Genomic DNA, 23,745 nt, shown 5'->3' with positions numbered 1-23,745 from the left:
TGAGCCCGGTATGCACACGAAGGCCCCGGGCGTGATGCGAGCGAAGGCGTCAGCGGATGTCACCACCGCGGACAGCCCCGTCCGGCGCGGGCCGGAGCGACGCGCCGAACACGTCCCGGCGCTGACCCTGTTCGCGCACCCCAGGCCCTACCGGGTGGGCGAGCGCTGCCTGCTGGAAGCGCTGGCGGACGGACGGGAGGTGGCCCTGTCCCGCAATGCCCCGGACTTCACGCCGCCGGGAGAACAGCTTGGCGGGCCGCTGGCGGACCCCTTCCTGAGCCGCAAGCCGCTGCGGTTCATCCCAGGGCCGGAGGGGCGCATCCTGTTGGACCCTGGCGAGGGCAGTCAGGTCATCGTCGCGGGCGCGCCGCTCCAGGGCGTCCGGGAGCTCAGCGCCGAGGAAGTCACCGACGGTGTCACGTTGGAGCTGGGCGGACGCGTGGGCCTGGTGCTGCACCTGGCGGAGCCGGGCCTCGAGGGCTCGCTGGCCGCGCTCGACATGGTGGGGACGAGCCTGGGCCTCCAGCGCGTGCGCCAGCGCATCGCGCAGGTGGCGGACCTCGTCGTCCCGGTGCTCATCCGGGGCGAGACGGGGGCGGGCAAGGAATTGATTGCCCGGGCCGTCCACGAGCACAGCGCCCGGCGGCAGCGGCCCTTCCTCAGCCTGAACCTGGGCGCCATTCCCAAGGAGCTGGCGGCGGCGGAGCTGTTCGGCGCGCGCAAGGGGGCCTTCACCGGCGCCGTGCGGGACCAGAAAGGCGTCTTCCTGGCCGCGGACGGCGGGACGCTGTTCCTGGACGAGGTGGGCGAGGCGCCCCCCGAGGTGCAGGTGATGCTCCTGCGCGTCCTGGAGACGGGCGAGTTCTTCCCGGTGGGGGCCCATGGGCCGGTGAAGGTGGACGTCCGGCTGCTCGCGGCCACGGACGCGCGGTTGGAGGCGCAAATCGACGAGGGGCGGTTCAAGGCGCCGCTGCTGCACCGGCTCGCCGGGTATGTGATTCGCGTCCCGCCCCTGCGGGAGCGCCGGGAGGACATCGGGCTGCTCTTCCACCACTTCGCCCAGCAGGAGCTGCGCGCGCTGGGCGCGGCGAGCCGCCTCCACGCGGGGGACGCCTCCGCCGAGCCCTGGCTGCCGGTGGGGCTGGCCTCGAGGCTGGTGCGCTACGCGTGGCCGGGCAACATCCGGCAGTTGCGCAACGTGACGCGGCGGCTCGTCATCGACAACCGGGACCAGCCCAGCCTGCGGCTCGACGCGGAGCTCGAACGGGAGCTGTCCGCGCCGTCCGCCGCGAGCCCAGGTCCGCCCTCCCCTCCCCCCGCGGCGCCCGCCGCCCCGGAGGTGAAGCGCCGCAAGGCCTCCGACATCACCGAGGCCGAGCTGGTCGCGGCGCTCCGGGAGTGCGCCTGGGACCTGAACCCCACCGCCGACCGGCTGGGCATCGCGCGGGCCTCCCTCTATGACTTGATTCAACGTCACCCGAACATCCGCACCGCGGGCAGGTTGAGTGAAGCGGAAATCGCCCGCGCCCATCACGAATGTCAGGGGGACCTGGACGCCATGACACGGCGACTCCAGGTCTCACGCAAGGCGCTCGCGCGCCGCGTGAAGGAGCTGGGCCTGGGGGGGAACGAACGCTGACCTCCCAAACCGTGGCACACGCGTTGCTATGTCTGGCATGAAAGTGGTCCACGACACGCAAAGGCAGAGGCCCATGATTGCCCGACAGACGCCCCCTGGGACGGAGTCCCACCCCCACCACCACATCAAGTGCACCCGAACCGGGTTCCATCCCAAGTCGCTGACGGTCAGCCCGGGCGACACGGTGGAGTTTCTCGGGAGCACCGAGCTGAATCAGCACTTGCATGTCCTGAAGGACGGCCTTCCGGACCACTCGCTCTTTGGTTCGGATGACTTCCTCATCCCGAATGGAGACACGCACCAGAGCCGGACGTTGACCGTCTCCCAGTCCGCGGAGCGAACGACATACACCCTCCTGCTCAAGAACTCGCGCGACAGCCTGGAACCCATGAACGGGACCATCACCGTCAACCGGGGAACCCAGACCTGCTAGAAAGTACCAATGCCAATCCCTTACCTGGTTGTCGGTCAGGCCCTGGCCCTCCTGTCCGGAGCGTCCCACCCCGTCGACGCCAACGGCTGTGCCTCGCCGGAGCCCGCGCCTTCCTGGGTGGCGAAGTTCTCCCCCTCCGCCTCGGACTGCTCCCTGGACTCGACCGTCCCCGGCCCTCAGTGGCTGCCCACGACGGTGCTGCGCATCCCGGTGGTGGTCCATGTCATCGCGGACAATGCGTGCGCGAATGGCAACGTCTCGGACGCGCTGGTCCACAGCCAGCTCGCGGTCCTCAACGAGGACTTCCGCGCGCTGGCCGGCACTCCGGGGGGAGGTGGGGTGGATAGCAAGCTCGAGTTCTTCCTCGCCACCGTGGACCCCTCGGGCAATCCGACGACGGGCATCCAGCGCTACTGCGACACGACCTGGTACCAGGACACGGGCAGCTACTGGCTCAGCACCGCCTGGGACCCGACGCGCTATGTGAACATCTACACCAACAGCGTCGGCGGCTCGCGAGGGTACGTGCCCTTCCTCCCCGCGGACCCCACGGGCGCCGTGGGTCAGCCGCGGGACCGGGTGGTCATCAATTGGCTGACCTTCGGCCGGGTGGGGCCCGTCCCGCCGTACCACAACGGGCGGACCGTCACGCACGAGGTGGGCCACTACCTGGGCCTGTTCCACACGTACTACTCGGGGTGCGGCACGGCCGCCGCGCCGGCCTGCTACACCACCGGAGACCGCATCTGCGACACCCCGCCCAACGCCACCTCCCACAAGGGGTGCACCGCGGGCATCACGAGCTGCGGCGGCGTGCCGGTCCCCATCCAGAACTACATGGAGCTGACGGACGACGCCTGCATGACGGGCTTCAGCGCGGAGCAGGTGCAGCGCATGCGCTGCACCCTGGCCACCTACCGCCCGGACCTGGCGCAGTAGCCGCGAGCCGAAGGGGGCGCGCCTGCCTCACGGCGGGCGCGGCGTCTTCAGCGGGCGGTCCGCGTCGCCACGCCTGGGGTTCGGCGCGAGGGCGGGCGGCTGCGCCTGCGCGCCCTCGCGCTGAAGGTGGGGGTTCGCCGCGATGGCGCCGGAGATGGCGTCCCGTCCCTGACGGCGCAAGGCCACCTGCGCCTCGGGGGGAACCGTGACGTCAGCGCGCAGCAGGAGCAACTGGCCCTGGAGGAGGCGCGCCTCCGGCCATCCAGGCCGCTGCGCCAGCGCGGCCTCCACGTCCTCGAGGCCCCGCGCCACGGCGGCTTCCGCGGGCTCACCGCGTGCCCGGAGCCAGCGGGCCCACTCCCGATGAAACCGGCCGGACGCCAGCCGCGCCGCCTCCCGCTCTGGCGCCAGCTCCAGGGACGTCTGGAAGGCGCGCGCGGCCTGCGCGAACTCCTCACCGCGGCCACGCCCGCGCTGGGCCTGCCAGCGGGCCCGCAGCGCTCGGACCTCGCCCTCCCATTGCCAGCCTTCCGCCTTGCCGCCGCTGCGCGACAGGGCCTGGGCGAGCGCCCGCGACGCGGCGTCGAGCTCCGGCAGCGGGTCCTCGCGCCGCGCGAAGGCCGCCCGCGCCGACACCACGTGGGCCCGGGCCAGGTTGGTCCAGGGCTGGGCGAAGTCGGAGAGCCGCTCGATGGCCTCGCGTGACGACGCCATCGCCGCGCGGAGGCTCGCGGCCGGGGACTCACCGAGCCGCTGCTGCCAGGTCGCGCGCTGGAGCAGCACCTCGCTGACGTTGTGGTACGCGAAGCCCTGCTGCGGGGCCGCGGTGATGGCCCGCTCCAGGGCCGCCTGGGCCTCTTCCATCAGCGCGGCCGGCGCCTCGCCCCGCGCCCAGGCCTCCTTCGCCTGTTCGAGCAGCACCAGGCCCGCGCCGTTCAGGAGCTGCGGGAGCTGGGGATTGATGACGCTCCCCTGCTGGTACCGCGCGAGCGCCCGGGCCAGGTCGGGCCGGGCGTCCTCGCCACGCGCGCGGCGCCGCTTCGCCGAGGCCTCCTCTACCTGCGCCCCGAAGAAGTAGGAGGCCACGTGCTGGGGGTTCAGCGCGCGCGCCTTGTCGAGCGCCTCCCGGGCCTGCGTCAGGTCCGAGTCCGGGGCCCGGCTCCTGGGATGGGTGGCCCGGTTGAGGTACGCGCTGCCCAGGTTGATCCACGCATCGGGCAGCCGCGCGTCCAGCCGGGTCGCCGCCGCATACGCGGCCATGGCCTGGTCGAGGTGCGGCAGCGGGTCCTCGCCCTGCTGCTGCTCGTAGGCGGCCCAGGTGCCGAAGAGGAGGCCCAGGTTGAGGTAGAGCTCGTAGTTCCGCTCCTCCGCGGGGACGTGCTCGAACTCCGCGCTCGCCAGGGTCAGCTTCTCGCGCGGGTCCTGGTTGCGCTGCTGAAGGAACTGGCCCCAGGCCCAGTAGGAGCGGCCCAACTGCACCCGGGCCAACGTCGACGTGGGCGCCAGGCTCAGCGCGGCGCGCGCGGCGTCAACGGCCTTGCGCAGCGACGCCTCGGCGTCCGCGCCCAGGTACACCTGCTCCTCCGCCAGGCGGCGGTGGAAGCCCGACTCCAGGATGCGGGCGTCGACGGAGTCCGGCAGGACGCGGAGCGCGCGCGCCACCGCCTCCGTGCCTCGCTGGAAGGGCGGGTGGATGTCCCCCTGGCCATACAGCTCCATCAGCAGCACGTCGAACTCCAGCTCCGCCAGCGCCAGGTGCAGGCGGGGGACGCTCTGCGCGACGTCAATCGCCGTGACATACGCGCGGCGCCCGCTGTCGAAGTCGGCGCGCGCGCCGTCCCGGTCCCCCTGGTTCCAGCGCCGGCTGGCGCGGGTCCGGAGGATGTCGCCACGAAGCTGGAGCGCTTCATGGAACCAGGCGCGGGGCGGGCCCATGGCGTCCAGCCGGGCCAGCGCATCATCGAGCCGGTCCTCGTAGAAGGCGATGAGCGCGGCCAGGTACTCGGGCGAGGACACGTTCGCGCCCTGGCTCTGACGCAGGTACTCCAGCGCCGGGTCCCGGTAGAGGCGGCGCAGCTCGGCCACGCGCGCCTCCCGCCGCTCGGGGATGCGCAGGCGCTCCGCCTCGCGCAGCCCGTCCTGGTACAGGTGCCCCAGCACGAGCGCCATCGCCCAGGCGGTGCGTGGCGCGTGGAAGCCGCTGGCCCAGGCCGCCTCCAGGTGCTTCAAGGCGGCCGCGTCCTCCCCCAGCGCGAGCAGGCCATGCCCCAGCGCGTCGTGCCCCGGCCCCACCGCGAGCGCGCTGGCCTCTCCAACCTCCGCCTCCAGCGCGGCCATGGCGTCCCGAATCTCCTGGCGGTCGGCGCGCGTGTCGTGAAGGCGCGAGAGGGCGGAGTAGCGGGCGAGGGCCTCGATGTGGTTGGCCTTCTCCGTGAAGCGGCGGACCCACTGCTCACGTTGGGAGGACTGGCTGGAGGTGTAGCTGGCCCAGCCCAGCGCCAGCGAGACGGCCACGAGCGCCGCGCCGGCCACGCCCACCACGACGCGGTGCTTGCGTGCCTTCTTCCGCAGCCGGTACGCCCAGCCCGCGGGGCGCGCCCGCACCGGCTCGCCGGCCAGGAAGCGGTCCAGGTCCTCCACGAGCGCGCGCGGCGAGTCGTAGCGCGCCGAGCGCTCCTTCTCGAGGCACTTGAGCACGATGGCCTCGAGGTCCACCGGGATGTCCGGCTCCCAGGCACGGGGCGGGCGCGGCTCCGCGGTGGCGATGCGGCTGAGCACCTCCAGCGCGTTGTCCCCCGGGATGGGGAACTGGCCGGTCAGCAGGTGGTAGAGCGTGGCGCCGAGGCTGTAGACGTCCGCGCGGCGGTCCAACCGGCGCACCTCGCCGCGCGCCTGCTCCGGCGCCATGTAGTGCGGGGTGCCCGCCATCGCCCCGGTGGCGGTGGCGTCCAGCTCCCGCCAGTCCCGCGCCAGCCCGAAGTCCATGACGTAGGGCTTGAGGCGCCCGTCCTCGGCGCGCTCGACGAGGATGTTGGAGGGCTTGATGTCGCGGTGGATGAGGCCGGCGCGGTGGGCGGCCTGGACCCCCTCCGCGGCGTCCCGGAGCAGCACCACCTTCTGCTCGATGCCCAGCGCGTCGGCGGCCTGATGGAGCGGCTGGCCATCGATGAACTGCATGGCGATGTACGGGCGGCCATCCACCTCGCCCACCTCGTACACCTGGCAGACGCGCTCGTGGTCGACCCGGGCCTGCGCCCGGGCCTCCAGGAGCGAGCGGCGGAAGTCCGTCCCGGTGTCGCTGCGAACGAACTTGAGCGCCACGTCGCGGTGCAGGCGCAAATCCCGGGCGAGGAAGACCTGCCCCATGCCGCCCTGCCCGAGGAAGCGTATCCCCTGGTAGCGCTCCCAGCCCGGCACGGGGAAGACGGGCGCCCCTGGCGCCTGCGCCACCGTGGCGGGTACGCCCTCCAGCGTCGCCGCGCCCTCCGGTGCGGGGTCGCCTCGCCGGGCCACGTCCGCGGCGATTCGCTGGAGCGAGGCGAGCGTCTCCTGGGAGAGCGCGCGCCGGTGCGCCAACAGCGACAACGGGCTCTGCTGCTGGCGCAAGGCCTCCTCGCGCAGGGCGGAGACGTGCGCCTCGTCGACGAGCCCTTCGGCCACGGCGATGTACAGCTCCGCTTCATGCTCTGGGCGCATTCGGCTGTGATTAACCCATCCCGTGATGGGTGCGCACAACTCCGCCGCGGTCAGGCTTTCTTCATCACCGCCAGGAAGCGGGCATCCGCGATGTGGGTGCCCTCGAAGTCCTCCAGGCGGACGGGAATCCATTCGCGGGCCTTGTCCCCCTTCTGCTGGAGCGCCGCGTCCAGGGTGTTGAACACGTCGGGAGACGGCTCGCAGATGGCCCGCACGCCGCCCTTGGCCTTGGCGTGGAAGGACACCTGGAGCTCGTTCACCAGCGCCAGGTAGCGGCCCGGCGGAAAGCGGCGGAAGAGCCACAGGCCCATCGTCAGCTCCATCACCGTCACCTGCACGCCCAGGTACACGCTCTTCACGTGGTTGCGCGTGCGCCGCTTCAGCGGCACCGACGCCTGCGCCCGGGCGTCCGACGCGTCCTCCACCCGGATGCCCATCACCGCCGACAGGGGGATGATGTTCTTCACCGCCACGGTCAGCAGCGCGTTCGCCGCGCTGGGAGACACCTGGCGCAGCCGTTCCACGAGGTCGAGAGCAAGCATGGTCCCCCCATCATACCGGCCGCGAGGCTGGCCGCCTGCCCCTCAGGCGTCAGGGGTGGACTGGCATTCCCGGGAGGAATCCCCACCTTGGACACCATGAACTTTCCAAGCCATGTGAATCTCCCCACCGAGGCCCGCGAGGAGCTCATCGACTCGCTCAACACCCTGTTGGCCGACTCCATCGACCTGCATTGGCAAATCAAGCAAGCGCACTGGAACATCCGCGGCCGGCACTTCTACAGCCGCCATGAGCTGTTCGACGACCTGGCCAAGCACGTCCGCAAGCAGGCTGACGAGTTCGCCGAGCGCGCGGGCACGCTGGGCGGCTACGCCGAGGGCACCATCCGGCTGGCGGCCAAGAACAGCGAGCTGCCCGAATACGACCTGAAGGCCGTGGACGGCGACGACCACCTCAAGGCCCTGGTGGAGCGCTTCGCGCGCTACGCGGCCAGCATCCGCAGCGGCATCCACCGCTCCGACGAGCTGAATGACCCCGTCACCTCCGACCTCCTCACCCAGACGCTGGGCGAGGTCGAGCTGGACCTGTGGTTCCTGGAGAGCCACCTGCACGGCGAGCCCCGCGCGGGGGTCCGCCGCGGCGGGGGGGACATCCGGGCCCAGGACGCCGCCCGCAGCCCCTCCAACGCCTGAATGGAGCGTTGACCACCGGAAGGCCCCCGCGCGCGTGCGCAAGAGCGAGCGCGCGGGCGGGCACCAGCGTATAGAAGGCGTCCTCTCGAGCTGGAGGACGCCTTTTTGACTTCACAGACGCGCATGGACGGGAAGGTGTGCCTCATCACCGGGGCCACCGGCGGCATCGGCCTGGAGGCCGCCAAGGCGCTCGCGCGCCTGGGCGCCACGGTGGTGCTGGTGGGCCGGGACGCGGGCCGCACCGAGGCCGCCGTCGCCGCCGTGAAGCAGGCCGCCCCGGACGCCCAGGTGGACTGGCTCCGCGCCGACCTCACCTCCCTGAAGTCCGTGAGGGCGCTGGCGCAGACCTTCCGTGAGCGCTACTCGCGGCTGGACGTGCTGCTGAACAACGCGGGGCTCATCATCGACCGGCGGCAGGTGACGGAGGACGGGCTGGAGGCCACCATGGCCACCAACCACTTCGCGCCCTTCCTCCTGACGAACCTGCTGCTGGACGTGATGAAGGCCACCGGCCCGGCGCGCATCATCAACGTGTCGTCCGATGCCCACGCCGCCGGCAAGCTCGACTTCGACGACCTGCAGAGCGAGCGGAGCTTCATCGGCTTCCGCGTGTACGGCACGTCGAAGCTGGCCAACATCCTGTTCACCCGCGCGCTGGCGAAGCGGCTGGAGGGCACGCGGGTGACGGCCAACGCCCTGCACCCCGGCGTGGTGCGCACCGGCTTCGGTCACAACACGCAGGGGTTCTTCCGCCACATCGTCAAGCTGGGCGCGGCGTTCATGATATCGGCGGAGAAGGGAGCGCGGACGTCCGTGTACCTGGCGTCGTCGCCCGAAGTGGAGTCAGTGTCCGGGCAGTACTTCTACAAATGCCGTCCGAGGAAGCCGTCGTCCGCAGCGCGGAATGACGCGGACGCGGAGCGGCTCTGGCAGGTGAGCGCGCAGCTCACGGGAGTGAAGGCATGATTGACCTGTACACGTTCGCGACGCCCAATGGGCAGAAGGTGTCCATCGCCCTGGAGGAGCTGGGCCTCCAGTACAAGACGCACGTGGTGGACATCACCAAGGGCGACCAGTTCAAGCCCGAGTTCCTGGCCATCAACCCCAACAACAAGATTCCGGCCATCGTCGACCACGCGACGCAGGACCACCGCCCGCTCACCGTCATCGAGTCCGGCGCCATCCTCATCTACCTGGCGGAGAAGACGGGCCAGCTCCTGCCCTCCAACGCGCGCGGCCGGTCGGAGGTCCTCCAGTGGGTGATGTTCCAGATGGGCGGCGTGGGCCCCATGTTCGGCCAGCTCAACCACTTCGCCCGCTTCGCCCCCAAGAAGGTCCCCTACGGCATCGAGCGCTACCACGCCGAGTCCCGGCGGCTCGTCGGCGTGCTCGACGGCAAGCTGGGCACGGGCGACTACGTCGCCGGCCGCTACTCCATCGCGGACATCGCCCTGTACCCGTGGGTGGCGGGCACGCGCGCGTACTTCCCCGAGCTGTTCCACGGCTCCAGCAACGTCGTGCAGTGGCTCCACCGCGTGGGCAGCCGGCCCGCCGTGGAGCGCGGCATGAAGGTCCCCCAGCTCGACAAGTAGTCCCACGCCGCTTCCCAGGGGGCGCGGTGGCTGGATGGCCGCCGCGCCCCCGCGTGTTCTTCCCCGACATGGCCACGCTCGAACAGCTCCGCTTCGACAACACCTACGCCCGCCTGCCCGCCGGGTTCGGCGCGCGCGTCCACCCCAGCCCCTTCCCGGACGCGAGGCTGGTGAGCGTCAATCCCGCCGCCCTGAAGCTCCTGGACCTGACGCCCGAGGAAGCGGCGCGGCCGGAGTTCGTCGCGGCCATGGGCGGCGCAGAGCCCCTGCCGGGGATGGAGCCCTTCGCCATGGTGTACGCGGGGCACCAGTTCGGCGTGTACGTGCCCCGCCTGGGCGACGGGCGCGCCCTGCTGCTGGGCGAGGTCCGCGACGCCGCCGGAGCGAAGTGGGACCTGCACCTCAAGGGCGGCGGCCCCACGCCCTTCTCGCGTGGAGGGGACGGGCGCGCGGTGCTGCGCTCCACCGTCCGCGAGTACCTGTGCGGCGAGGCCATGCACGGCCTGGGCATCCCCACCACGCGGGGCCTGGGCATCCTCGGCAGCCAGGCGCCGGTGTACCGCGAGGCGGTGGAGACGGGCGCGATGCTGGTGCGCCTGGCGCCCTCGCACGTGCGCTTCGGCACCTTCGAGTACTTCCACTACACCGAGCAGCCGGAGCACGTGGCCACGCTGGCGGACCACGTCATCGCGGAGCACTTCCCGCACCTGGCGGGCCAGGAGGGCCGCCACGCGCGCTTCTACACGGAGGTGGTGGAGCGCACGGCGCGGCTCATCGCGCAGTGGCAGGCGGTGGGCTTCGCGCACGGGGTGATGAACACGGACAACATGTCCATCCTGGGCCTCACGCTGGACTACGGCCCCTTCGGCTTCCTGGATGACTTCGAGCCGGGCTTCATCTGCAACCACTCCGACGACCGGGGCCGCTACGCGTTCGACCAGCAGCCGCGCATCGGCCTGTGGAACCTCGCGTGCCTGGGCGAGGCGCTGCTCACGCTCATCTCGGAGGACGAGGCCCGCGCGGCGCTGGCCACCTACCAGCCCACCTTCAACGCGCACTTCATGGACCGGATGCGCGCGAAGCTGGGCCTGCGGGAGGCGCGCGACGAGGACCGGGAGCTGGTGGGTGACTTGTTCACCCGCCTGGCCGAAGCGCGCGTGGACTACACGCGCTTCTTCCGCGCGCTGGGCTCGGACGTCCGTCCGGTGCGTGACATGTTCCCCGCCCCCGAGGGCTTCGACGCCTGGGCCGGGCGCTACCGGGCGCGGCTGGACGCCGAGGGCAGCGTGGACGCCGAGCGCCACGCGCGCATGGCGCGGGTGAACCCCAAGTACGTGCTGCGCAACTGGGTGGCGCAGGAGGCCATCTCCCGCGCGGAGGCCGGGGACTTCTCGCTCGTGGACCGGCTGCTCGGCGTGCTGGCGGACCCGTTCGCCGAGCACCCCGACGCGGAGCCCTACGCCGCCGCGCCGCCCGTCTGGGGCCGGCACCTGGCGGTGAGCTGCAGCTCCTGAGGCCGCCACGCCGCCGAAGGTTGAAGAGGCGAAGATTCCTCCCGGCCACGCTTGCCGGAGGACACGTCCGGCGCAACCTTTGTCGCCTATGGTGACGGACCTCACCCGGTTGCCCCTGCGCGGCGAAGCAGGCGCCTTTCACGTCATCGTCGAGTCTCCCCGAGGCTCCACGCTGAAGCTCAAGTACGACACGGCGCTCAAGGCCTTCAGCCTCTCACGGCCGCTCCCACGCGGCCTGAGCTACCCCTTCGACTGGGGCTTCATCCCCTCCACCCAGGGACCGGATGGGGACCCGCTGGACGCCATGGTGTACTGGGACGACGCGAGCTTTCCTGGCGTGGTGCTGCCCTGCCGCGCGCTCGGCGTGCTCCAGGTGGAGCAGAACGCGGGGGACGGCGGGCGCGAGCGCAACGACCGCATCCTCGCCGTCCCCGTGACGCCGTCCCGCGCCGGACACCTGACGGACTACCAGCAGCTTCCGCGGCGCGAGCGAGAGGAGCTGGAGCACTTCTTCCTCGCCGCGGTCCGCTTCGAGGACAAGGGCGCGCGCATCCTGGGCTGGGAGGGGCCGGAGGGCGCCGAACGGATGCTCCGCCAACACGCACGCACGGAGGATTAGATGGCTCACCCCACGCCCATCCGGGGGCTCGGCCCCGACAGCCAGTTGGGAGACGCCGCGCGCCGCATCCTCGCGGGCCGGCTCGCGGACGTCCGCAAGCCGGAGGCCGGCTTCCAGGACGCCGTGGACGACGAGTCCGTCCATGACATGCGCGTGGCCACCCGGCGGCTTCGCGCCGCCCTCAAGGTGTTCCGCTCCCTGGGCGGCATGAAGAAGCTGGAGCGCGGCGTGAAGCGCATCCAGGACGCGCTGGGAGAGGTGCGGGACGTGCACGTCCAGTCCGCGTGGCTGGAGGGCGTGGCCAAGGAGGCGAGCAAGAAGCCCCAGGTGCGCGCCGGCATCCAGACGCTGCGCAAGAAGCGGCTGGCCGAGCTGGAGGAGCACGAGTCGCGCCTGCACGCGGAGCTGGAGCGCTGGGTGGACAAGACGGTGCCCCGGCTGTTGCGCAAGCTGGACGGGCTGAACGACCCGCACCGCTTCGCCGGCCGCCGCGTCCGGGACGGGCTGCGCCAGCGCCTCAAGCGCGTGCAGAAGCGAATCGACACCTATGTGGACGCGGCCGACGCGGCGTCCGCCCACGAGCTGCGCAAGGAGCTGAAGCGGCTGCGCTACGAGCTGGAGATCTTCCAGCCGGCCTTCCGCCGCACCCTGGACGCGCTGCTGGAGGTGCTCGTCCCGCTCCAGGACGGCCTGGGGGAGCTGCACGACGCCGACGTGCGCCTGGAGCTGTTCGAGCGGCTGGCGGCGGAGTCCGCGCCGCGCGAGCGCAAGTCCGCCCGGGCGCTGCTCCCCCTGGTCCGGGAGGAGCGCACCCGACGCGCGGCGGAGATTGCCCGCGAGGTCCAGCGCTGGCGCACGGAGGAGATTCCCAAGCGCCTGCGCCGGATGCTGACCTGACCATCCCAGCGCACCTTCCACGTCGACCCGCGCCGCCGCCGGGTACGGCCCCTGCCAGACACGTTCGCCTCACGGGCCCCGCGGCACCTGCGGGCACGTGGGGCCCGTGCAGCTGGGGCCGCAGTCCGCGCGCCCGCCGGGCGTGGTGGACGGTCAACGACCTACGGCCAGGGGGTCGGGTCCGGGTGCGGCTCCAGGCAGCGCGGCCCGGTGCAGCAGTCGATGGCGCAGTTCAGCATGTCCTCGCCCGGGCCACAGAGGCCGTCGCCGCAGTAGGAGACGATGAGGCCGCAGTCCGCACGGCAGCTCCGCGGCGTCTCCAGGCCGTTGCAGACGCCATCGCCGCAGGAGGAGCCGCAATCCTCCGAGCAGGTCGCGGTCGTCTCCGAGCCGTTGCAGACGCCGTCGCCGCACCAGGTCAGGACGCCACAGTCCTGGGGGCAGGTGTTGGCCGTCTCATTGCCGTTGCAGAGGCCATCACCGCAGTAGGTGAGGATGACGCCGCAGTCCTCGGGGCAGGAGCGACGCGTCTCCAGGCCGTTGCACACGCCGTCCCCACACCACGTGAGCACGTGACCGCAGTCCCACGAACAGTTGTCGCTGTTCTCCCCGTTGAGGGTGTCACAGAAGCCGTCGCCACACAGATAGCGGTCAACCCCGGCCTCTACCTGCCCGACGTCCACCGGCTCCGACTCTGGCTCCACGGGTCCGCAGGCGGAGAACAGGCCCAGCGACAACCCGGCAATCATCACGACGAAACGCGACTTCACGTGCACCTCCATGGGGGAAGAGGTCGCGCATGTCAGCGCATTTCCAATAAACAGACAACCATATCAACCGGGCCCCGGCCCGTGTAGCGCAATCCGTTACATGACTCGGGGCCCTGTAACACACGCTGTCACATGTAATTGAAGGGCATGGAGACGGAGAGGGTGTGGATGAGCTGATCAGTCTCCGCGGAGGGCCTGCGCGTGAAGACGTTGAGGTAGCCCACCTCGATGGAGGAGTGGTCTCCGAACTTCCAGCCCGCGCCCACGAAGATGCGGTTCATGTCGAAGCCGGCGCTGGGGCCGCCCGCCACCGAGTTGAGGTGGTAGAAGACCTCGTCCCAGACAATCAGCGACAGCCGGCCCTCGGCGGCCACCGGGTGCGCACCGCGGAGCAGGACGCGCGCCCGGTGCGAGACCTCCGTCGTCCCGGGCAGGAAGCGCTGCTCCAGGCGCGCGCGGAGCTGCCCCTGCACCTGGCCGAACTTCGGCGTGTAGAGGAGCTGCTGGTAGAGCCGGCTCTCGCCCTGACGCAGGGCCGGGTCTCCATCCCAGACCCACAGCGGAATCCAGCCCTGCCCCAGCCACAGCGACGTGTCCTGCCCCACCCGCACGCCTCCGGCCGCGCGGAGGATGGCGCGGGCGTCGTCCTTACCGAAGCGCGGCTGGGCTTCCAGATAGTAGAGGAAGTGGTCTCCGACGCCGCCTTGCGCCGTCACCGTGTACCAGAGCTGGGCCTCCGCGCGGACGGGCCGGGCCTCCACGGGGCGAAGGGGAATGACGAGTAGCAGACCGATGAGGGGGAGCCATTTCTCCGTGCGCATGATGCGGATGCCTAGAGCACGACCTGCGCACCGGCTCAACCGCTCGATGACGTGAATGCGGTCTGCGCGACGGAGCACCGCCGCGAAGGGCCCTGCACGTCCGCCCTCCGCGAAGAACCGGAGGACGGACGGTGCCCTCGACTCACTGGGTGGGCTGGGAGCCCGGCGTGGATTCGCCGCTCTCCGGCGCGGCCGGCGCGGTGGGCTGCACCTGCGAGGTCGCCTCGATGCGCACCGCCTGCGGCTCACCGCTCCGCGCGTCGGTCCGGTAGGAGGCCCGCACCTGGCTCCCCTCCTCGATGTCCCCCACGTTGGCCTGACGCCCATCCACCATGACCTGCGTCTCCGGGGACACCTGCAGCCGGAGCTGCGGCTCCCCCTGCGAGCTGAGCAGCAGCTCCTGTTCACTCGCGCTCAGCACCTCACCGACGACCTGCTGCTCCGAGCCCTCCTGCGCTTGGGCGCCTTGCTGCTGCGTCTGGGCGCCTTGCGGCTGTGTCTGGGGCGGGGGCGCCACGGCCACCGGCTGCTGTGACTGCTGGCGAAGCTGCTCGGACTGCTGACGCGCCTGCTGGTTCTGCTGCGCCAGCGTCTCGCTCTGCTGACGCTGGGCCTGCTGCGCCTCCTGCTGGGCCTGCTGCGCCTCCTGCTGGGCCTGCTGCGTCTGCTGCTGGGCGCCCTGCTGGGCCTGCTGCGCCTGCTGCGCCGCAGAATGCGCCTTCGCCTGAGCCTCCTGGTACTCCCGCTGCTTGTCCTGGAGCTCCTGCTGGGCACTGGAGGCCTGCTTCTGCTGCTCGCTCGCCTGCTCCTGGGCCTGGCGGGCCGAGTCGAAGGCGCTCTCCGTGCGCTGCTGGGCCTGCGCCACCTGGTCATTCACCGTGGACTGCCCGCTTGCCTGCCCCTGGGCGCCCCGGTCGCGTTCTTCACATGCGGTGCCCAGCGTCAATGCCGCGGCGCCGGCCATCCACCATCCCGCGCGAAATCTCATTGGAAGTCTCCCGTCGTCATGCACATCCCAGGAGAAAGATGGCGAGCGGCATCTCCGCGCCAACCCACATCCGCGACAGGCGTCCGCCCTCCCGGCCGCCCTCCGCCGTTTGTTGGTGTACGAAGCGCTACCCATGGATGGACTTTGGCGATAAGGGGCGCCCCCCCATGCGTGCCTGCGGACTCGATTTCGGAACCAGCAACACCGCCGCGGCCCTGCCAGACGGCACGGTGCTGCCCCTGCAACCCCACACCCAGGAGGCCCGCCTCTTCCGCTCCGTCCTCTTCTTCCCGGACGACGAGCAGGACATCTACGCCGGCGCCGACGCCATCCAGCGCTACCTGGAGGACAACACCGGGCGCTTCATCCAGTCCGTGAAGTCCTTCCTCCACTCCAGCTCCTTCCGCGCCACCCAGGTGAAGGGGCGCACCTACACCATTGAAGAGCTGGTGGCGGTGCTGCTGCGCCGCGTGCGGGACGCCGCCGCGGGCCCCATGGGCGGCGCGCCCGAGGCCGTGGTGCTCGGCCGGCCCGCCGTCTTCACGCCGGACCCGGAAGCGGACGCCCTGGCCCAGCAGCGCCTGCTGCGCGCCGCGGAGCTCGCGGGCTTCCAGCGCGTCCAGTTCCTCATCGAGCCCATCGCCGCCGCGCTCGCCTACGAGGCCCAGCTCACCCGCGACGAGCTCGTCCTGGTGGCGGACTTCGGCGCCGGCACCACCGACCTCACGCTGATGCGGCTGGGCCCCAGCCGCCGCGACAACCCGGACCGCCGTCAGGACGTGGTGGGCTCCACGGGTGTGCGCATCGGTGGTGACCGCTTCGACGCGGAAATCATGCGCCACAAGCTGCTGCCCCGCTTCGGCGCCGGGTCCACCTACCGGGTGCGCGGCTTCAGCGACAAGCGGCTGCCCATTCCCCAGCACATCCTGGCCAAGCTGCTCACCTGGCATGAGATGTCCTTCATCCGGGAGAAGTCCACCCAGGAGCTGCTGGACACCATGCTCGCCACCAGCGACCGCAAGGCCGAAATCCAGGCGCTGTACGACCTGGTCATGGACAACCTGGGCTACCGCCTCTTCCGCGCCATCGAAGCGGCCAAGGTGCGCCTGTCCAGGGAGGACGTCGCCACGGTGGACTTCGAGGAGGCGCGCATCTGCCTCCACGAGCCCATCACCCGCGCCGAGTTCGACACCTTCAGCCAGCCGCTGCTGGACGAGCTGGACGCGTGCACCGCGGGCCTGCTGGCGAAGCACGCGGAGACGAAGGACATCGACGCGGTGTTCCTCACCGGCGGCTCGTCGCAGATTCCCGCGGTGCGCCAGCTCTACGTGCGCCGCTTCGGCGAGGAGCGCGTGCGCACGGCGGATGCCTTCACCTCCGTGGCGGAAGGACTCGGGCGCGCGTCGGCGCACCTGTCCGCCTGAGCCATCCGTCCGGCGTGGAGCCTACGGGCCCACGTCCACGTCGCGGCGGAGCCACCCCACCCCGCCGCGCCCATCCCGCGCCACCACCCAGAAGGTGACGCGCTGGGGCGTGGCGGGGGTGTCGTACGCCGACGTCGGGTCACCCGGCCGGCCCTCCACGGGCGCCTGGGAGCGGAACTCCTTCACCTCGCCGTCGCCGGTGGCGAACCAACTGAAGAAGAGCGGCTCCGCGCGCGGCCCTTCTTCCGTCTCCTCCGTTTCGACGCTGCCCTCGGCCAGCACCGGCGTGAAGGTGACCTCGCGCGACACGGGCAGCGGGCCGGTGAGCGGCGCGCCGTCCCACAGGATGTCCGACACCACCGGGTTCTGGTTGGGTGTGGCGGTGGCCCGCAGCGTCACCCGGCGCACGCCGCGCTCGGTGCCCTCCGGCGTCCCGCTGCCGTCAGTGGCCTCGTAGCCGACGAAGAGCGGGATGCCGCGCAGCAGCGCCTCGCGCAGCGCGGGGTCCTCCGGGTCCAGCGTCCCGCCGCCGCCCGGGTCGCCAGCGGCCAGCGCCTCCAGCAGCACCGCCTGGATGTCCTCGTCCGCGAGCGACAGCGTGCCGTCCGGCAAGGGCACGTCGGTGTCCCCCGGGCAGCGCCCGTCATAGGGGTTGCCGGTGAAGCGGCACAGCGCGTAGCGCACGGTGACGGGGCGCGCGTCCGGCGTCACCGCCAGCGCGTTGAACGTCATGGGCCCGGGCAGCGCGGGGGCGTCCGGGTCCACCGCCAGCTCGGCGGGCTCGGTTTGGATGGCCAGCACGCGCACGCGCCGGATTTCACTCTGGAGCTCGAAGTCAGGGCCGCAGCCGGCGAGCAGCAGCGCCACGAGCGAGGGGAGGATGGGACGCATGCTCAGAAGCTCCCCCGGGCGCCGATGATGGGAAGGATGGGCAGTCCCTCGAAGAAGGCGCTCTGGGTGTAGTTGTAGTTGTAGGCGATGCCCTCCACCGCCGGGTTGTTGTAGGCGTTCGTGAGGTCCAGGTAGACGTTCAGCGCCCACTTCTCGAAGGCGAAGTTCTTGTCCACGCGGATGTCCAACTGGTTGAAGGACGGCAGCCGGCTCGAGTTCACCGCCGCGTAGAGCGGGATGAAGACATCCGAGCCGTCATCCCGCACCGAGCCCACCACCGGCGTGGTGGGGTTGCCGGAGGCGAAGCGAAGGCGCGCGCCAAGCTCCCAGCCCGCGGGCAGCTTGTAGGAGGCAATCGCCGTCAGCACGTGCGTCTGGTCATTGTCGAAGAGGCGCCAGCCCGCGCCCGGCGCGTCCCGGCGCTCGCTGCGGCTGAGCGTGTAGGAGACCCAGCCGAAGAGCCGGTCCGTCAGCGCGCGGCGCACCAGCACCTCCAGGCCGTAGATGCGGCCCACGCCGGCGTTGTTCAGGCGCTCGGGCACCTGCTGGCCGCCGCGCACCACCGTGGCGTTGGAGCGGACGATGAGCCCGTTCAAGTCGTTGTAGAAGACCTCGCCGCCCACGAACCACTCCGGCCGCGCCTGCCACTCCGCGCCCACGCTGTACTGGAGCGAGCGCTTCGCGCGCAGGTCCGGGTTGCCGAAGGCCACGCTGGGCTCATCCTGCACCGGAGGCCCGTGGTAGACGCCCGCGCCGCCCTTGAGCGTCAACGTGTCCGTCAGCCCGTAGCGGACCGCCAGGCGCGGGTTGAAGGTGCGGCGGGCCTGGGACTGGTCGGTGAAGATGTAGCTCTCCGCGCGCAGGCCCGGCACCAGCAGCAGGTTCGGCACGGGCCGCCAGCGCGCCTCCACCCAGGTGGAGGGGAAGTACTGGAGGAAATCGCCGTCCGCGGTGAGCACCTCGTCGGTGACAGTGGGCGTGGGCGGCTCGCCCTCGCGGGAGAGGCCCTGGATGCGCGCGGTGACGCGGGCGAAGTTGCTCACCACGTCGATGCCGCCCGCCAGGGTGAGCTGCTCGCCGAAGGCGTACTCCAGCGTGGAGCGCAGGTTCAGGTCCGTGGAGGCGATGCGCAGGCCCCGGTCGCCGATGCCGAACTGGACCAGCGTGTTGCCCACCAGGCCGTGGGTGTCCAGGGTGAGCGCGTCCGCGCGGTACTGGTGCCGCAGGCGGAGCTGGTTGAAGCCGGTGGTGACGTTCAGGTCGCCGGTGACGGTGGGGTCGTCGTCCGCGGGCCGGTCGAAGACGAGCCCCAGCCGGTCGCGCGAGGTGAGGCCCTGCAGCGTGAAGGTGTGGCGCGACCTCGGCTTCCACACCAGCTTGAGCTGCGCGTCGTAGTAGCGCGGCGCCACCTGGAGGCTGGGGCCGTCATCGCCCAGGGGCACCAGGCCCAGCACCAGGTCGATGTAGGAGCGCCGGCCCGCCACCGCGAAGCTCAGCGTGTCGGTGATGGGGCCCTCCAGCACCGCGTTGGATTCGATGAGGCTGACGCCCACGGTGGCGTGGAGCCGGTCGGTGCGCGGCTCGCGACTGCGCACGTTGATGACGCCGCCGGTGATGTCGCCGTAGTACGCGGAGAAGTTGCCGGGCAGGTAGTCCACCGCGTCCAGCAGCTCGGAGTTGTAGACGGAGGTGAGGCCGCCGAAGTGGTAGAGCAGCGGAATGCGCTGGCCGTCCAGGAAGACGCCGGACTCCTGCGGGCCCGTGCCGCGGATGACGAGCTGGCCGCCGTTGAAGGCGGGGCGCGCCACGCCGGGCAGGTTCTGGACCACCTTCAGCGTGTCGCCCTGGGTGCCGGGGACGCGCTGCACCTCTGCGAGCTGGAGCGTGGTCTGCGTCACCTCCTTGCGCTCGCGCTCGCTGCGCACCACCGTCTCGAAGGCGCCGAAGATGCGCTTGCGCACGTAGTACGTGGCGCGCGTCTCCTGGCCCTCCGTGAAGGTCTCCTGGGTGCGGAAGCGCTCGTAGCCGCTCTGCACCACCAGCACCTCGTGCGTGCCCAGGGGGATGCCGCGGAAGGAGAAGCGGCCCTCCTCGTCCGTGACGGCGGAGCGCTCCAGCGCGGGCAGCACCACCTCCGCGCCGATGAGCGCGTCCCGCGTGCCGCGCTCCAGGGCCCGGCCGCTGAAGTTCACCGGGGCCTCGGGCTCCACGGCGGCGGCCTCGCCCTCCGGCAGCGGAGGCGGACGGAAGACGAACTGGTACGCGTATTCGATGCGCACCGGCGCGGGGACGCCGTCCACCTCGGCGGGCTCGAACTGGAACTGGCGGACCGCCTCCACCGCGGCCTCGTCGAAGCCGTGGCCCGCGGGCCGGGACACCTCGACGTTGGAGACGGCGCCCGTCTCCGAGATGTCCACCCACATCACCACCGTGCCCTCGAGCTGCTGGGCGGCGGCTTCGGGTGGGTAGACGGCCTCGACCTGGCGCATCAGCGCGGGAGGCTTCGTCAGCACGCCCTGGGGCGCGCCCGCGTCGGCGGCTTCTGGGGCGCCCGCGTCCTGCTGGGCGGCGGCGCCGGTGGCGACGAGAAGACTGAGGACTGCGACGAGGATTTTCATGAGGGGCGCGGGACTCCCGCGCCCCTCCTAGTGCGGCGCCTACTTCGGCGCGAGCACGATTTCGATGCGACGGTTCAGGCTTCGATTCTCCGCCGAGTCATTGGCGGCGATAGGCTGGTACTGCCCGTAGCCCGCGGCCGAGAGGAACGTGGGGTCCACGCCAGCGTCCTGAAGTGAGCGGACCACCGCCATGGCGCGCGCCAGGCTCAGCTCCCAGTTGCTGGCGAACTGGCCGCCGCCGGTGGGGACGTCGTCCGTGTGGCCCTCCACGCGGATGATCTTCCCCTGCACCGTCTTGAGCGCGTCGGCGATCTTCTTCAGCGCCTCGTCGCCTTCCTTGCCCACGCGGGCGGAGCCGGAGGCGAAGAGGATCTTGTCCTTGAGCTGGACCGTCATCTTGCCCTTGAGCTCGGACAGCTCGATCTTCCCGTCCGAAATCTCCTGCTTGAGGCTCTGGGCCAGGTTCTCGTACTCGGAGCTGCGCTTCTCCAGCTCCTCCTTCGCCTGCGCCAGCTTCTTCGTGTTGCGGGCCAGCTCCTCGTTGAGGGCGGCGAGCTGCGCGTTCTTCTCCTCCAGCGCGCGGCGCTCCGCGGCGTTCGCGGTGAGGCGGGACTCCGCCGTGGCCAGGCGCGTGTTCAGCGCCTCCTTCTCCTGCTCCAGGGCGGCGATCTTCCCTTCCAGCTCCTTCACCTTCGCTTCGGCGGCCTCGCGAGCGCCCTTCTCGTCAGTGAGGCCCTTGGCGAAGTTCTCCGCCTCGAGCGCCTTGGCGTCGTACTTCCCCTGCGAAACACAACCCGTGGTGGAGAGCGCGACGAGCGCAGCAAGAACCAACCGATTCCGCATATGTACGTGTCCTCCTGACACTGGTGAATGAAGCGCCAGCCTACCGTTGGCGGCGCTCCGGGTCAGGAAGAACCTCGCACTTATTTTGAGCTGCAACGACTGTCCGGCTGACAGCCAGCCGGGCGCGTCAGTCAGCGCGGAAAAATAGGGTGAGAGTCGAGCCAGACGGCGAAGAGCGCGTCCGCGAAGTGCTTGCCGGGGATGAAGACGCCACCGGAGGCCTCGCCGCCGACCTCGAGCCCGACGCCCGGCGTGTAGGTGATGACGAGGTCCTCGCCCTTCTCCACGTCCTTGAGCGACGCGAGCATGATGCGCAGTTGGTTCGCCAGCGGGCCCTGCCGCAGGTCGGGGTTGTGCTCGAGGCCATCGCGGAAGCTGCCCACGAGCTGGTCGCGGGAGATGTCGCGCAGGAAGCGGAAGTGGAGCCGCTTCACGGAGTTGGAGGTGATGGCCTCATGCGTGGAGCGCGGCCGGTCCTCCATGTAGAGGCTCCAGACGTAGACCTTGAAGAAGAGCTGCTTGTGCAGCTCCATGTGGGCGAGCTCGACGGTGCGGCCCTTGAGGTTCATCGACACCGGCATGAGCACGCCGCCGACCTGCTTCTGCCCCGCCTGCGCGGCGCCCGCGACGAGCAGCATGCCCACCACGAGACACCGCAGACTCCCACCCCACGCCTGAGTACGCATGCGCCCGACCCCCGACCCCTGTCCCCACTGAACCCGACAGGACATACGCTGCACACGCCCACCGGCACCGCCAACGCCCCAGAGGGCCACGCTGTACGGCAGTGGACGGCGACCAGGCCCTGGTGGAGCAACGTCGGACGGACGACTCACGTCGCCGGGGTGCGCTCCAGCAGGGCGCCTGCCCACGTCAGCCCGCTGCCCACGACGCTCAGCACCACCGCGTCTCCCACGGTGGGGTCATCCCAGTGCTCGCTCAGGACGCTCGGCGCGCCCGCCGCGCCCGTGTTGCCCCGCCTGTTCACGTTGAAGAAGTGCCGCGCCTCCGGCACCTCGCACCGCCGCTGCACGGACTCCAACATGCGCAGGTTCGCCTGATGCCCGATGAGGGCCACGGCCCCCGCGCCCTGCTCCGGGTGGCGCTCCATGAAGCGCGCGCGCAGGGCCTGGAACGTCTCACCCGCGCGGCGGATGGCGAACTTCTGCACCTCGCCGCCCTGCTGGGTGAAGTGCCCCACGCGCGGCACCCGCACCTTGTCCGCGCCCGACGGGTCTCCGGCCAGCAGCGTCTCCGTGACGTGCCAGCGCCCCGGCACGCGCGGTGACAGGATGGCCGCGGACGCGCCGTCACCCCACAACACCGCGCTGGAGCGGTCCGTGTAGTCCACCACGCGCGTGGAGTTGTCCATGTTGACCACCAGCACGTAGTCCGGCAGCCGCTCCGGCCGCATGCCCGCCAGGAAGTGGAGCTGCATGCAGAAGGACGAGCAGGCGCTCTGCAGGTCCACCGCTGGCGCGTTGATGCCCAGGAGCTGCGCCACCCGGTTGGACTCGGCGGGAATGCACTCGTCCGGGCTGCACCCGCCCGCCACCACGAGCCCGATGTCGGACGGCTTCAACCCCGCGCGTTCCAGCGCCATCACCGCCGCCCGGCGCCCCGTCTCCGCGTTGCTGAAGAGCGCCGCCTCCTGCGCCGCGCGCACGTCGCGGTTGCGCGTCTCCCGCAGGTAGTCCAGCGGCAACACCGTGTGCCGCGCGCGGATGCCCACGCGCTCCATAATCCACGCGTCGCTGGTCTCCAGCCCCAGCTCCTCGAAGAAGGCGTTGGTCAGAAGGTTGGGAGGATGGAAGTGGCCGAGCGCGTGCAGGTACATTCAGAACCCTCTAACCGCGCAGCCTCCCAAAACTCTGTCAGCCCTCTGTCACGCCGCCGAGCCTTCGCGCCCAGCGGACGGCCTGTCAGGCCATCCGGCTAACGCGCGGTGTCAGCCTTCTTCCCGGTGAGTCGCAGCCGCATCGCGCCCTCGCCCCGCGCCTCGAAGCCCGCCTCGACGGCGTCATCGGTCAGCTCCACCTTCACCGGCCCGGACAGGGTGAGCTCCAAGAGCTGGATGCCCTCCGCCAGGACGGACATCTTCCCTTGCAGGGGAATGGTCATCAGGAACGGCGCATTCACCTCCTGACGCAACACCGTCATCGACACATCGAAGACGCCCACCGCGCCGCGCGGCTCCTGACGCACCTCGGCCAACGTCGCGCGTGTCTGGGTGACGCGGGTGTCATCCCCCGCCTCGTCCACCATCAGCTTCGCGAGCGCGTCGGAGAAGCCCTCCAGGCTGGCCCCCACCGCCAGCGGCGTCTTCGGGAAGGCGGCCTCCAGGCGGTCCGGCCTGCCGAGCTCCGGCAGGTGCTTCTTCACCTCGCCCTCCTCCTCCCTGGACACCGGCTGGCCCTTCGCGTCCGTGATGACCAGGCGCTCCTTCTTCAGCTCCGCCAGGTACGTCTTCCCGCTGATGGGGCTCGCCTTGCGCTGGACGTCGCCCTTCTCCTCGGCCACCTCGCCCACGTCGCCGAAGGCCATCTTCACCTTGGAGACGACGTTCCCCTTCGCGGCGAGCACCGTCACGGTGTGCTGGCTGGACGACGTCACGGACATCGACACCGACATCGGCGTGTCCATGTCCGAGGCGCGCAAATCCAACGCCAGCCGCATGTCCACCGCGCTGTCCAGCGCCTCCTGGTCCCCCACGCGGGCGTTCACCTGCTTGAACTGGATGGATGGCGCCTTCGCCTCGGGAGCGGGCGTGGCCGGCGCCGCGGCACCGGCGGCCAGCGGCGCGAGCGAAAGCCCCAGGGAGACGACGAACGGATACACGCGGTGCATGTGCTGCCCTCCAGGGGCGCC

The 23,745-nt window shown here is 71.1% G+C and carries 21 protein-coding genes; 10 read left to right on the top strand and 11 right to left on the bottom strand.

The annotated features are described in order from the left end of the window. Window positions 1–10 precede the first annotated feature (10 nt). From MYMAC_RS04465 to MYMAC_RS04455, 3 genes are all read left to right on the top strand, one after another. Complete coding sequence (locus tag MYMAC_RS04465) at window positions 11–1,639, top strand: sigma 54-interacting transcriptional regulator (RefSeq protein ID WP_239989350.1); 1,629 nt, start codon at window positions 11–13, stop codon at window positions 1,637–1,639. Window positions 1,640–1,712: 73 nt separating this feature from the next. Next, complete coding sequence (locus MYMAC_RS04460; protein ID WP_157757445.1) at window positions 1,713–2,072, top strand: cupredoxin domain-containing protein; 360 nt, start codon at window positions 1,713–1,715, stop codon at window positions 2,070–2,072. A 9-nt stretch (window positions 2,073–2,081) separates the two neighbouring features. Then, window positions 2,082–3,011: a zinc metalloprotease gene (locus MYMAC_RS04455; protein WP_095957168.1), complete on the top strand. Its 930-nt coding sequence runs from the start codon at window positions 2,082–2,084 to the stop codon at window positions 3,009–3,011. A 27-nt stretch (window positions 3,012–3,038) separates the two neighbouring features. Here MYMAC_RS04455 and MYMAC_RS04450 read toward each other — a convergent pair whose 3' ends face one another. Both MYMAC_RS04450 and MYMAC_RS04445 read right to left on the bottom strand, forming a co-directional pair. Then, the gene (locus MYMAC_RS04450) at window positions 3,039–6,707 is read right to left on the bottom strand and encodes a serine/threonine-protein kinase (RefSeq protein WP_095957167.1); all 3,669 of its coding nucleotides are present in this window, start codon (window positions 6,705–6,707) and stop codon (window positions 3,039–3,041) included. A gap of 50 nt (window positions 6,708–6,757) precedes the next feature. Beyond that, window positions 6,758–7,249 (bottom strand): DUF4442 domain-containing protein, encoded by a 492-nt coding sequence (locus tag MYMAC_RS04445; RefSeq protein WP_013935975.1) that lies wholly within the window; start codon window positions 7,247–7,249, stop codon window positions 6,758–6,760. A gap of 96 nt (window positions 7,250–7,345) precedes the next feature. Between MYMAC_RS04445 and dps the strand changes: the two genes are divergently transcribed. The 6 genes from dps (at window position 7,346) to MYMAC_RS04415 (ending at window position 12,522) form a co-directional block, all read left to right on the top strand. After that, complete coding sequence (dps, locus tag MYMAC_RS04440) at window positions 7,346–7,900, top strand: DNA starvation/stationary phase protection protein Dps (protein WP_095961467.1); 555 nt, start codon at window positions 7,346–7,348, stop codon at window positions 7,898–7,900. 123 nt (window positions 7,901–8,023) lie between these two features. Beyond that, the gene (locus MYMAC_RS04435) at window positions 8,024–8,866 is read left to right on the top strand and encodes an SDR family oxidoreductase (RefSeq protein WP_095957166.1); all 843 of its coding nucleotides are present in this window, start codon (window positions 8,024–8,026) and stop codon (window positions 8,864–8,866) included. Further along, window positions 8,863–9,492, top strand: a complete 630-nt coding sequence (locus tag MYMAC_RS04430) for a glutathione S-transferase N-terminal domain-containing protein (RefSeq protein ID WP_095957165.1) — start codon at window positions 8,863–8,865, stop codon at window positions 9,490–9,492. Before MYMAC_RS04435 ends, MYMAC_RS04430 begins: the two co-directional genes overlap by 4 nt. 68 nt (window positions 9,493–9,560) lie before the next feature. Further along, window positions 9,561–11,006 (top strand): protein adenylyltransferase SelO family protein, encoded by a 1,446-nt coding sequence (locus MYMAC_RS04425; RefSeq protein ID WP_095961466.1) that lies wholly within the window; start codon window positions 9,561–9,563, stop codon window positions 11,004–11,006. A gap of 88 nt (window positions 11,007–11,094) precedes the next feature. Beyond that, window positions 11,095–11,625, top strand: a complete 531-nt coding sequence (locus MYMAC_RS04420) for an inorganic diphosphatase (protein ID WP_095957164.1) — start codon at window positions 11,095–11,097, stop codon at window positions 11,623–11,625. Beyond that, the gene (locus MYMAC_RS04415) at window positions 11,626–12,522 is read left to right on the top strand and encodes a CHAD domain-containing protein (RefSeq protein ID WP_095957163.1); all 897 of its coding nucleotides are present in this window, start codon (window positions 11,626–11,628) and stop codon (window positions 12,520–12,522) included. Window positions 12,523–12,683: 161 nt separating this feature from the next. On the opposite strand, the gene MYMAC_RS04410 is transcribed toward MYMAC_RS04415, so the two are convergent. The 3 genes from MYMAC_RS04410 to MYMAC_RS04400 form a co-directional block, all read right to left on the bottom strand. Next, window positions 12,684–13,292, bottom strand: coding sequence for a hypothetical protein (locus MYMAC_RS04410; RefSeq protein WP_239989349.1), 609 nt, complete (start codon window positions 13,290–13,292; stop codon window positions 12,684–12,686). Window positions 13,293–13,420: 128 nt separating this feature from the next. After that, on the bottom strand, window positions 13,421–14,113 hold the full coding sequence (locus tag MYMAC_RS04405) for a DUF2490 domain-containing protein (RefSeq protein ID WP_095957161.1): 693 nt from the start codon (window positions 14,111–14,113) through the stop codon (window positions 13,421–13,423). Between the two features lie 142 nt (window positions 14,114–14,255). After that, on the bottom strand, window positions 14,256–15,077 hold the full coding sequence (locus MYMAC_RS04400; protein ID WP_095957160.1) for a hypothetical protein: 822 nt from the start codon (window positions 15,075–15,077) through the stop codon (window positions 14,256–14,258). Window positions 15,078–15,268: 191 nt separating this feature from the next. Between MYMAC_RS04400 and MYMAC_RS04395 the strand changes: the two genes are divergently transcribed. After that, on the top strand, window positions 15,269–16,525 hold the full coding sequence (locus MYMAC_RS04395; protein ID WP_095957159.1) for an Hsp70 family protein: 1,257 nt from the start codon (window positions 15,269–15,271) through the stop codon (window positions 16,523–16,525). Between the two features lie 21 nt (window positions 16,526–16,546). Here MYMAC_RS04395 and MYMAC_RS04390 read toward each other — a convergent pair whose 3' ends face one another. From MYMAC_RS04390 to MYMAC_RS04365, 6 genes are all read right to left on the bottom strand, one after another. Continuing rightward, window positions 16,547–17,416, bottom strand: a complete 870-nt coding sequence (locus MYMAC_RS04390) for a hypothetical protein (RefSeq protein ID WP_095957158.1) — start codon at window positions 17,414–17,416, stop codon at window positions 16,547–16,549. Window positions 17,417–17,418: 2 nt separating this feature from the next. Continuing rightward, window positions 17,419–20,034: a TonB-dependent receptor domain-containing protein gene (locus MYMAC_RS04385; RefSeq protein WP_095957157.1), complete on the bottom strand. Its 2,616-nt coding sequence runs from the start codon at window positions 20,032–20,034 to the stop codon at window positions 17,419–17,421. Window positions 20,035–20,073: 39 nt separating this feature from the next. After that, window positions 20,074–20,877 carry an OmpA/MotB family protein gene (locus MYMAC_RS04380; protein WP_013935988.1) on the bottom strand — a complete coding sequence of 268 codons (804 nt, stop codon included), beginning with the start codon at window positions 20,875–20,877 and terminating at the stop codon, window positions 20,074–20,076. A gap of 131 nt (window positions 20,878–21,008) precedes the next feature. Beyond that, complete coding sequence (locus MYMAC_RS04375; protein ID WP_095957156.1) at window positions 21,009–21,563, bottom strand: chalcone isomerase family protein; 555 nt, start codon at window positions 21,561–21,563, stop codon at window positions 21,009–21,011. A gap of 146 nt (window positions 21,564–21,709) precedes the next feature. Beyond that, a complete protein-coding gene (locus MYMAC_RS04370) occupies window positions 21,710–22,714 on the bottom strand; it encodes a 3-oxoacyl-ACP synthase III family protein (protein WP_095957155.1) in 1,005 nt (334 codons plus the stop codon). A 98-nt stretch (window positions 22,715–22,812) separates the two neighbouring features. Beyond that, entirely contained in the window at window positions 22,813–23,724 is a 912-nt protein-coding gene (locus tag MYMAC_RS04365; RefSeq protein ID WP_095957154.1) for a hypothetical protein, read from the bottom strand. Between the last annotated feature and the right edge of the window lie 21 nt (window positions 23,725–23,745).

The sequence above is a fragment of the Corallococcus macrosporus DSM 14697 genome (assembly GCF_002305895.1).
Classification (GTDB): domain Bacteria; phylum Myxococcota; class Myxococcia; order Myxococcales; family Myxococcaceae; genus Myxococcus; species Myxococcus macrosporus.
This window is presented reverse-complemented; position numbering and strand designations above follow the sequence as displayed.

Bases quoted from the DNA above. Each gene is read 5' to 3' on its own strand.
- MYMAC_RS04465 (WP_239989350.1), top strand. From the start codon at position 11: ATGCACACGAAGGCCCCGGGCGTGATGCGAGCGAAGGCGTCAGCGGAT.
- MYMAC_RS04460 (WP_157757445.1), top strand. From the start codon at position 1,713: ATGATTGCCCGACAGACGCCCCCTGGGACGGAGTCCCACCCCCACCAC.
- MYMAC_RS04455 (WP_095957168.1), top strand. From the start codon at position 2,082: ATGCCAATCCCTTACCTGGTTGTCGGTCAGGCCCTGGCCCTCCTGTCC.
- MYMAC_RS04450 (WP_095957167.1), bottom strand. From the start codon at position 6,707: ATGCGCCCAGAGCATGAAGCGGAGCTGTACATCGCCGTGGCCGAAGGG.
- MYMAC_RS04445 (WP_013935975.1), bottom strand. From the start codon at position 7,249: ATGCTTGCTCTCGACCTCGTGGAACGGCTGCGCCAGGTGTCTCCCAGC.
- dps (WP_095961467.1), top strand. From the start codon at position 7,346: ATGAACTTTCCAAGCCATGTGAATCTCCCCACCGAGGCCCGCGAGGAG.
- MYMAC_RS04435 (WP_095957166.1), top strand. From the start codon at position 8,024: ATGGACGGGAAGGTGTGCCTCATCACCGGGGCCACCGGCGGCATCGGC.
- MYMAC_RS04430 (WP_095957165.1), top strand. From the start codon at position 8,863: ATGATTGACCTGTACACGTTCGCGACGCCCAATGGGCAGAAGGTGTCC.
- MYMAC_RS04425 (WP_095961466.1), top strand. From the start codon at position 9,561: ATGGCCACGCTCGAACAGCTCCGCTTCGACAACACCTACGCCCGCCTG.
- MYMAC_RS04420 (WP_095957164.1), top strand. From the start codon at position 11,095: ATGGTGACGGACCTCACCCGGTTGCCCCTGCGCGGCGAAGCAGGCGCC.
- MYMAC_RS04415 (WP_095957163.1), top strand. From the start codon at position 11,626: ATGGCTCACCCCACGCCCATCCGGGGGCTCGGCCCCGACAGCCAGTTG.
- MYMAC_RS04405 (WP_095957161.1), bottom strand. From the start codon at position 14,113: ATGCGCACGGAGAAATGGCTCCCCCTCATCGGTCTGCTACTCGTCATT.
- MYMAC_RS04400 (WP_095957160.1), bottom strand. From the start codon at position 15,077: ATGGCCGGCGCCGCGGCATTGACGCTGGGCACCGCATGTGAAGAACGC.
- MYMAC_RS04395 (WP_095957159.1), top strand. From the start codon at position 15,269: ATGCGTGCCTGCGGACTCGATTTCGGAACCAGCAACACCGCCGCGGCC.
- MYMAC_RS04390 (WP_095957158.1), bottom strand. From the start codon at position 17,416: ATGCGTCCCATCCTCCCCTCGCTCGTGGCGCTGCTGCTCGCCGGCTGC.
- MYMAC_RS04385 (WP_095957157.1), bottom strand. From the start codon at position 20,034: ATGAAAATCCTCGTCGCAGTCCTCAGTCTTCTCGTCGCCACCGGCGCC.
- MYMAC_RS04380 (WP_013935988.1), bottom strand. From the start codon at position 20,877: ATGCGGAATCGGTTGGTTCTTGCTGCGCTCGTCGCGCTCTCCACCACG.
- MYMAC_RS04375 (WP_095957156.1), bottom strand. From the start codon at position 21,563: ATGCGTACTCAGGCGTGGGGTGGGAGTCTGCGGTGTCTCGTGGTGGGC.
- MYMAC_RS04370 (WP_095957155.1), bottom strand. From the start codon at position 22,714: ATGTACCTGCACGCGCTCGGCCACTTCCATCCTCCCAACCTTCTGACC.
- MYMAC_RS04365 (WP_095957154.1), bottom strand. From the start codon at position 23,724: ATGCACCGCGTGTATCCGTTCGTCGTCTCCCTGGGGCTTTCGCTCGCG.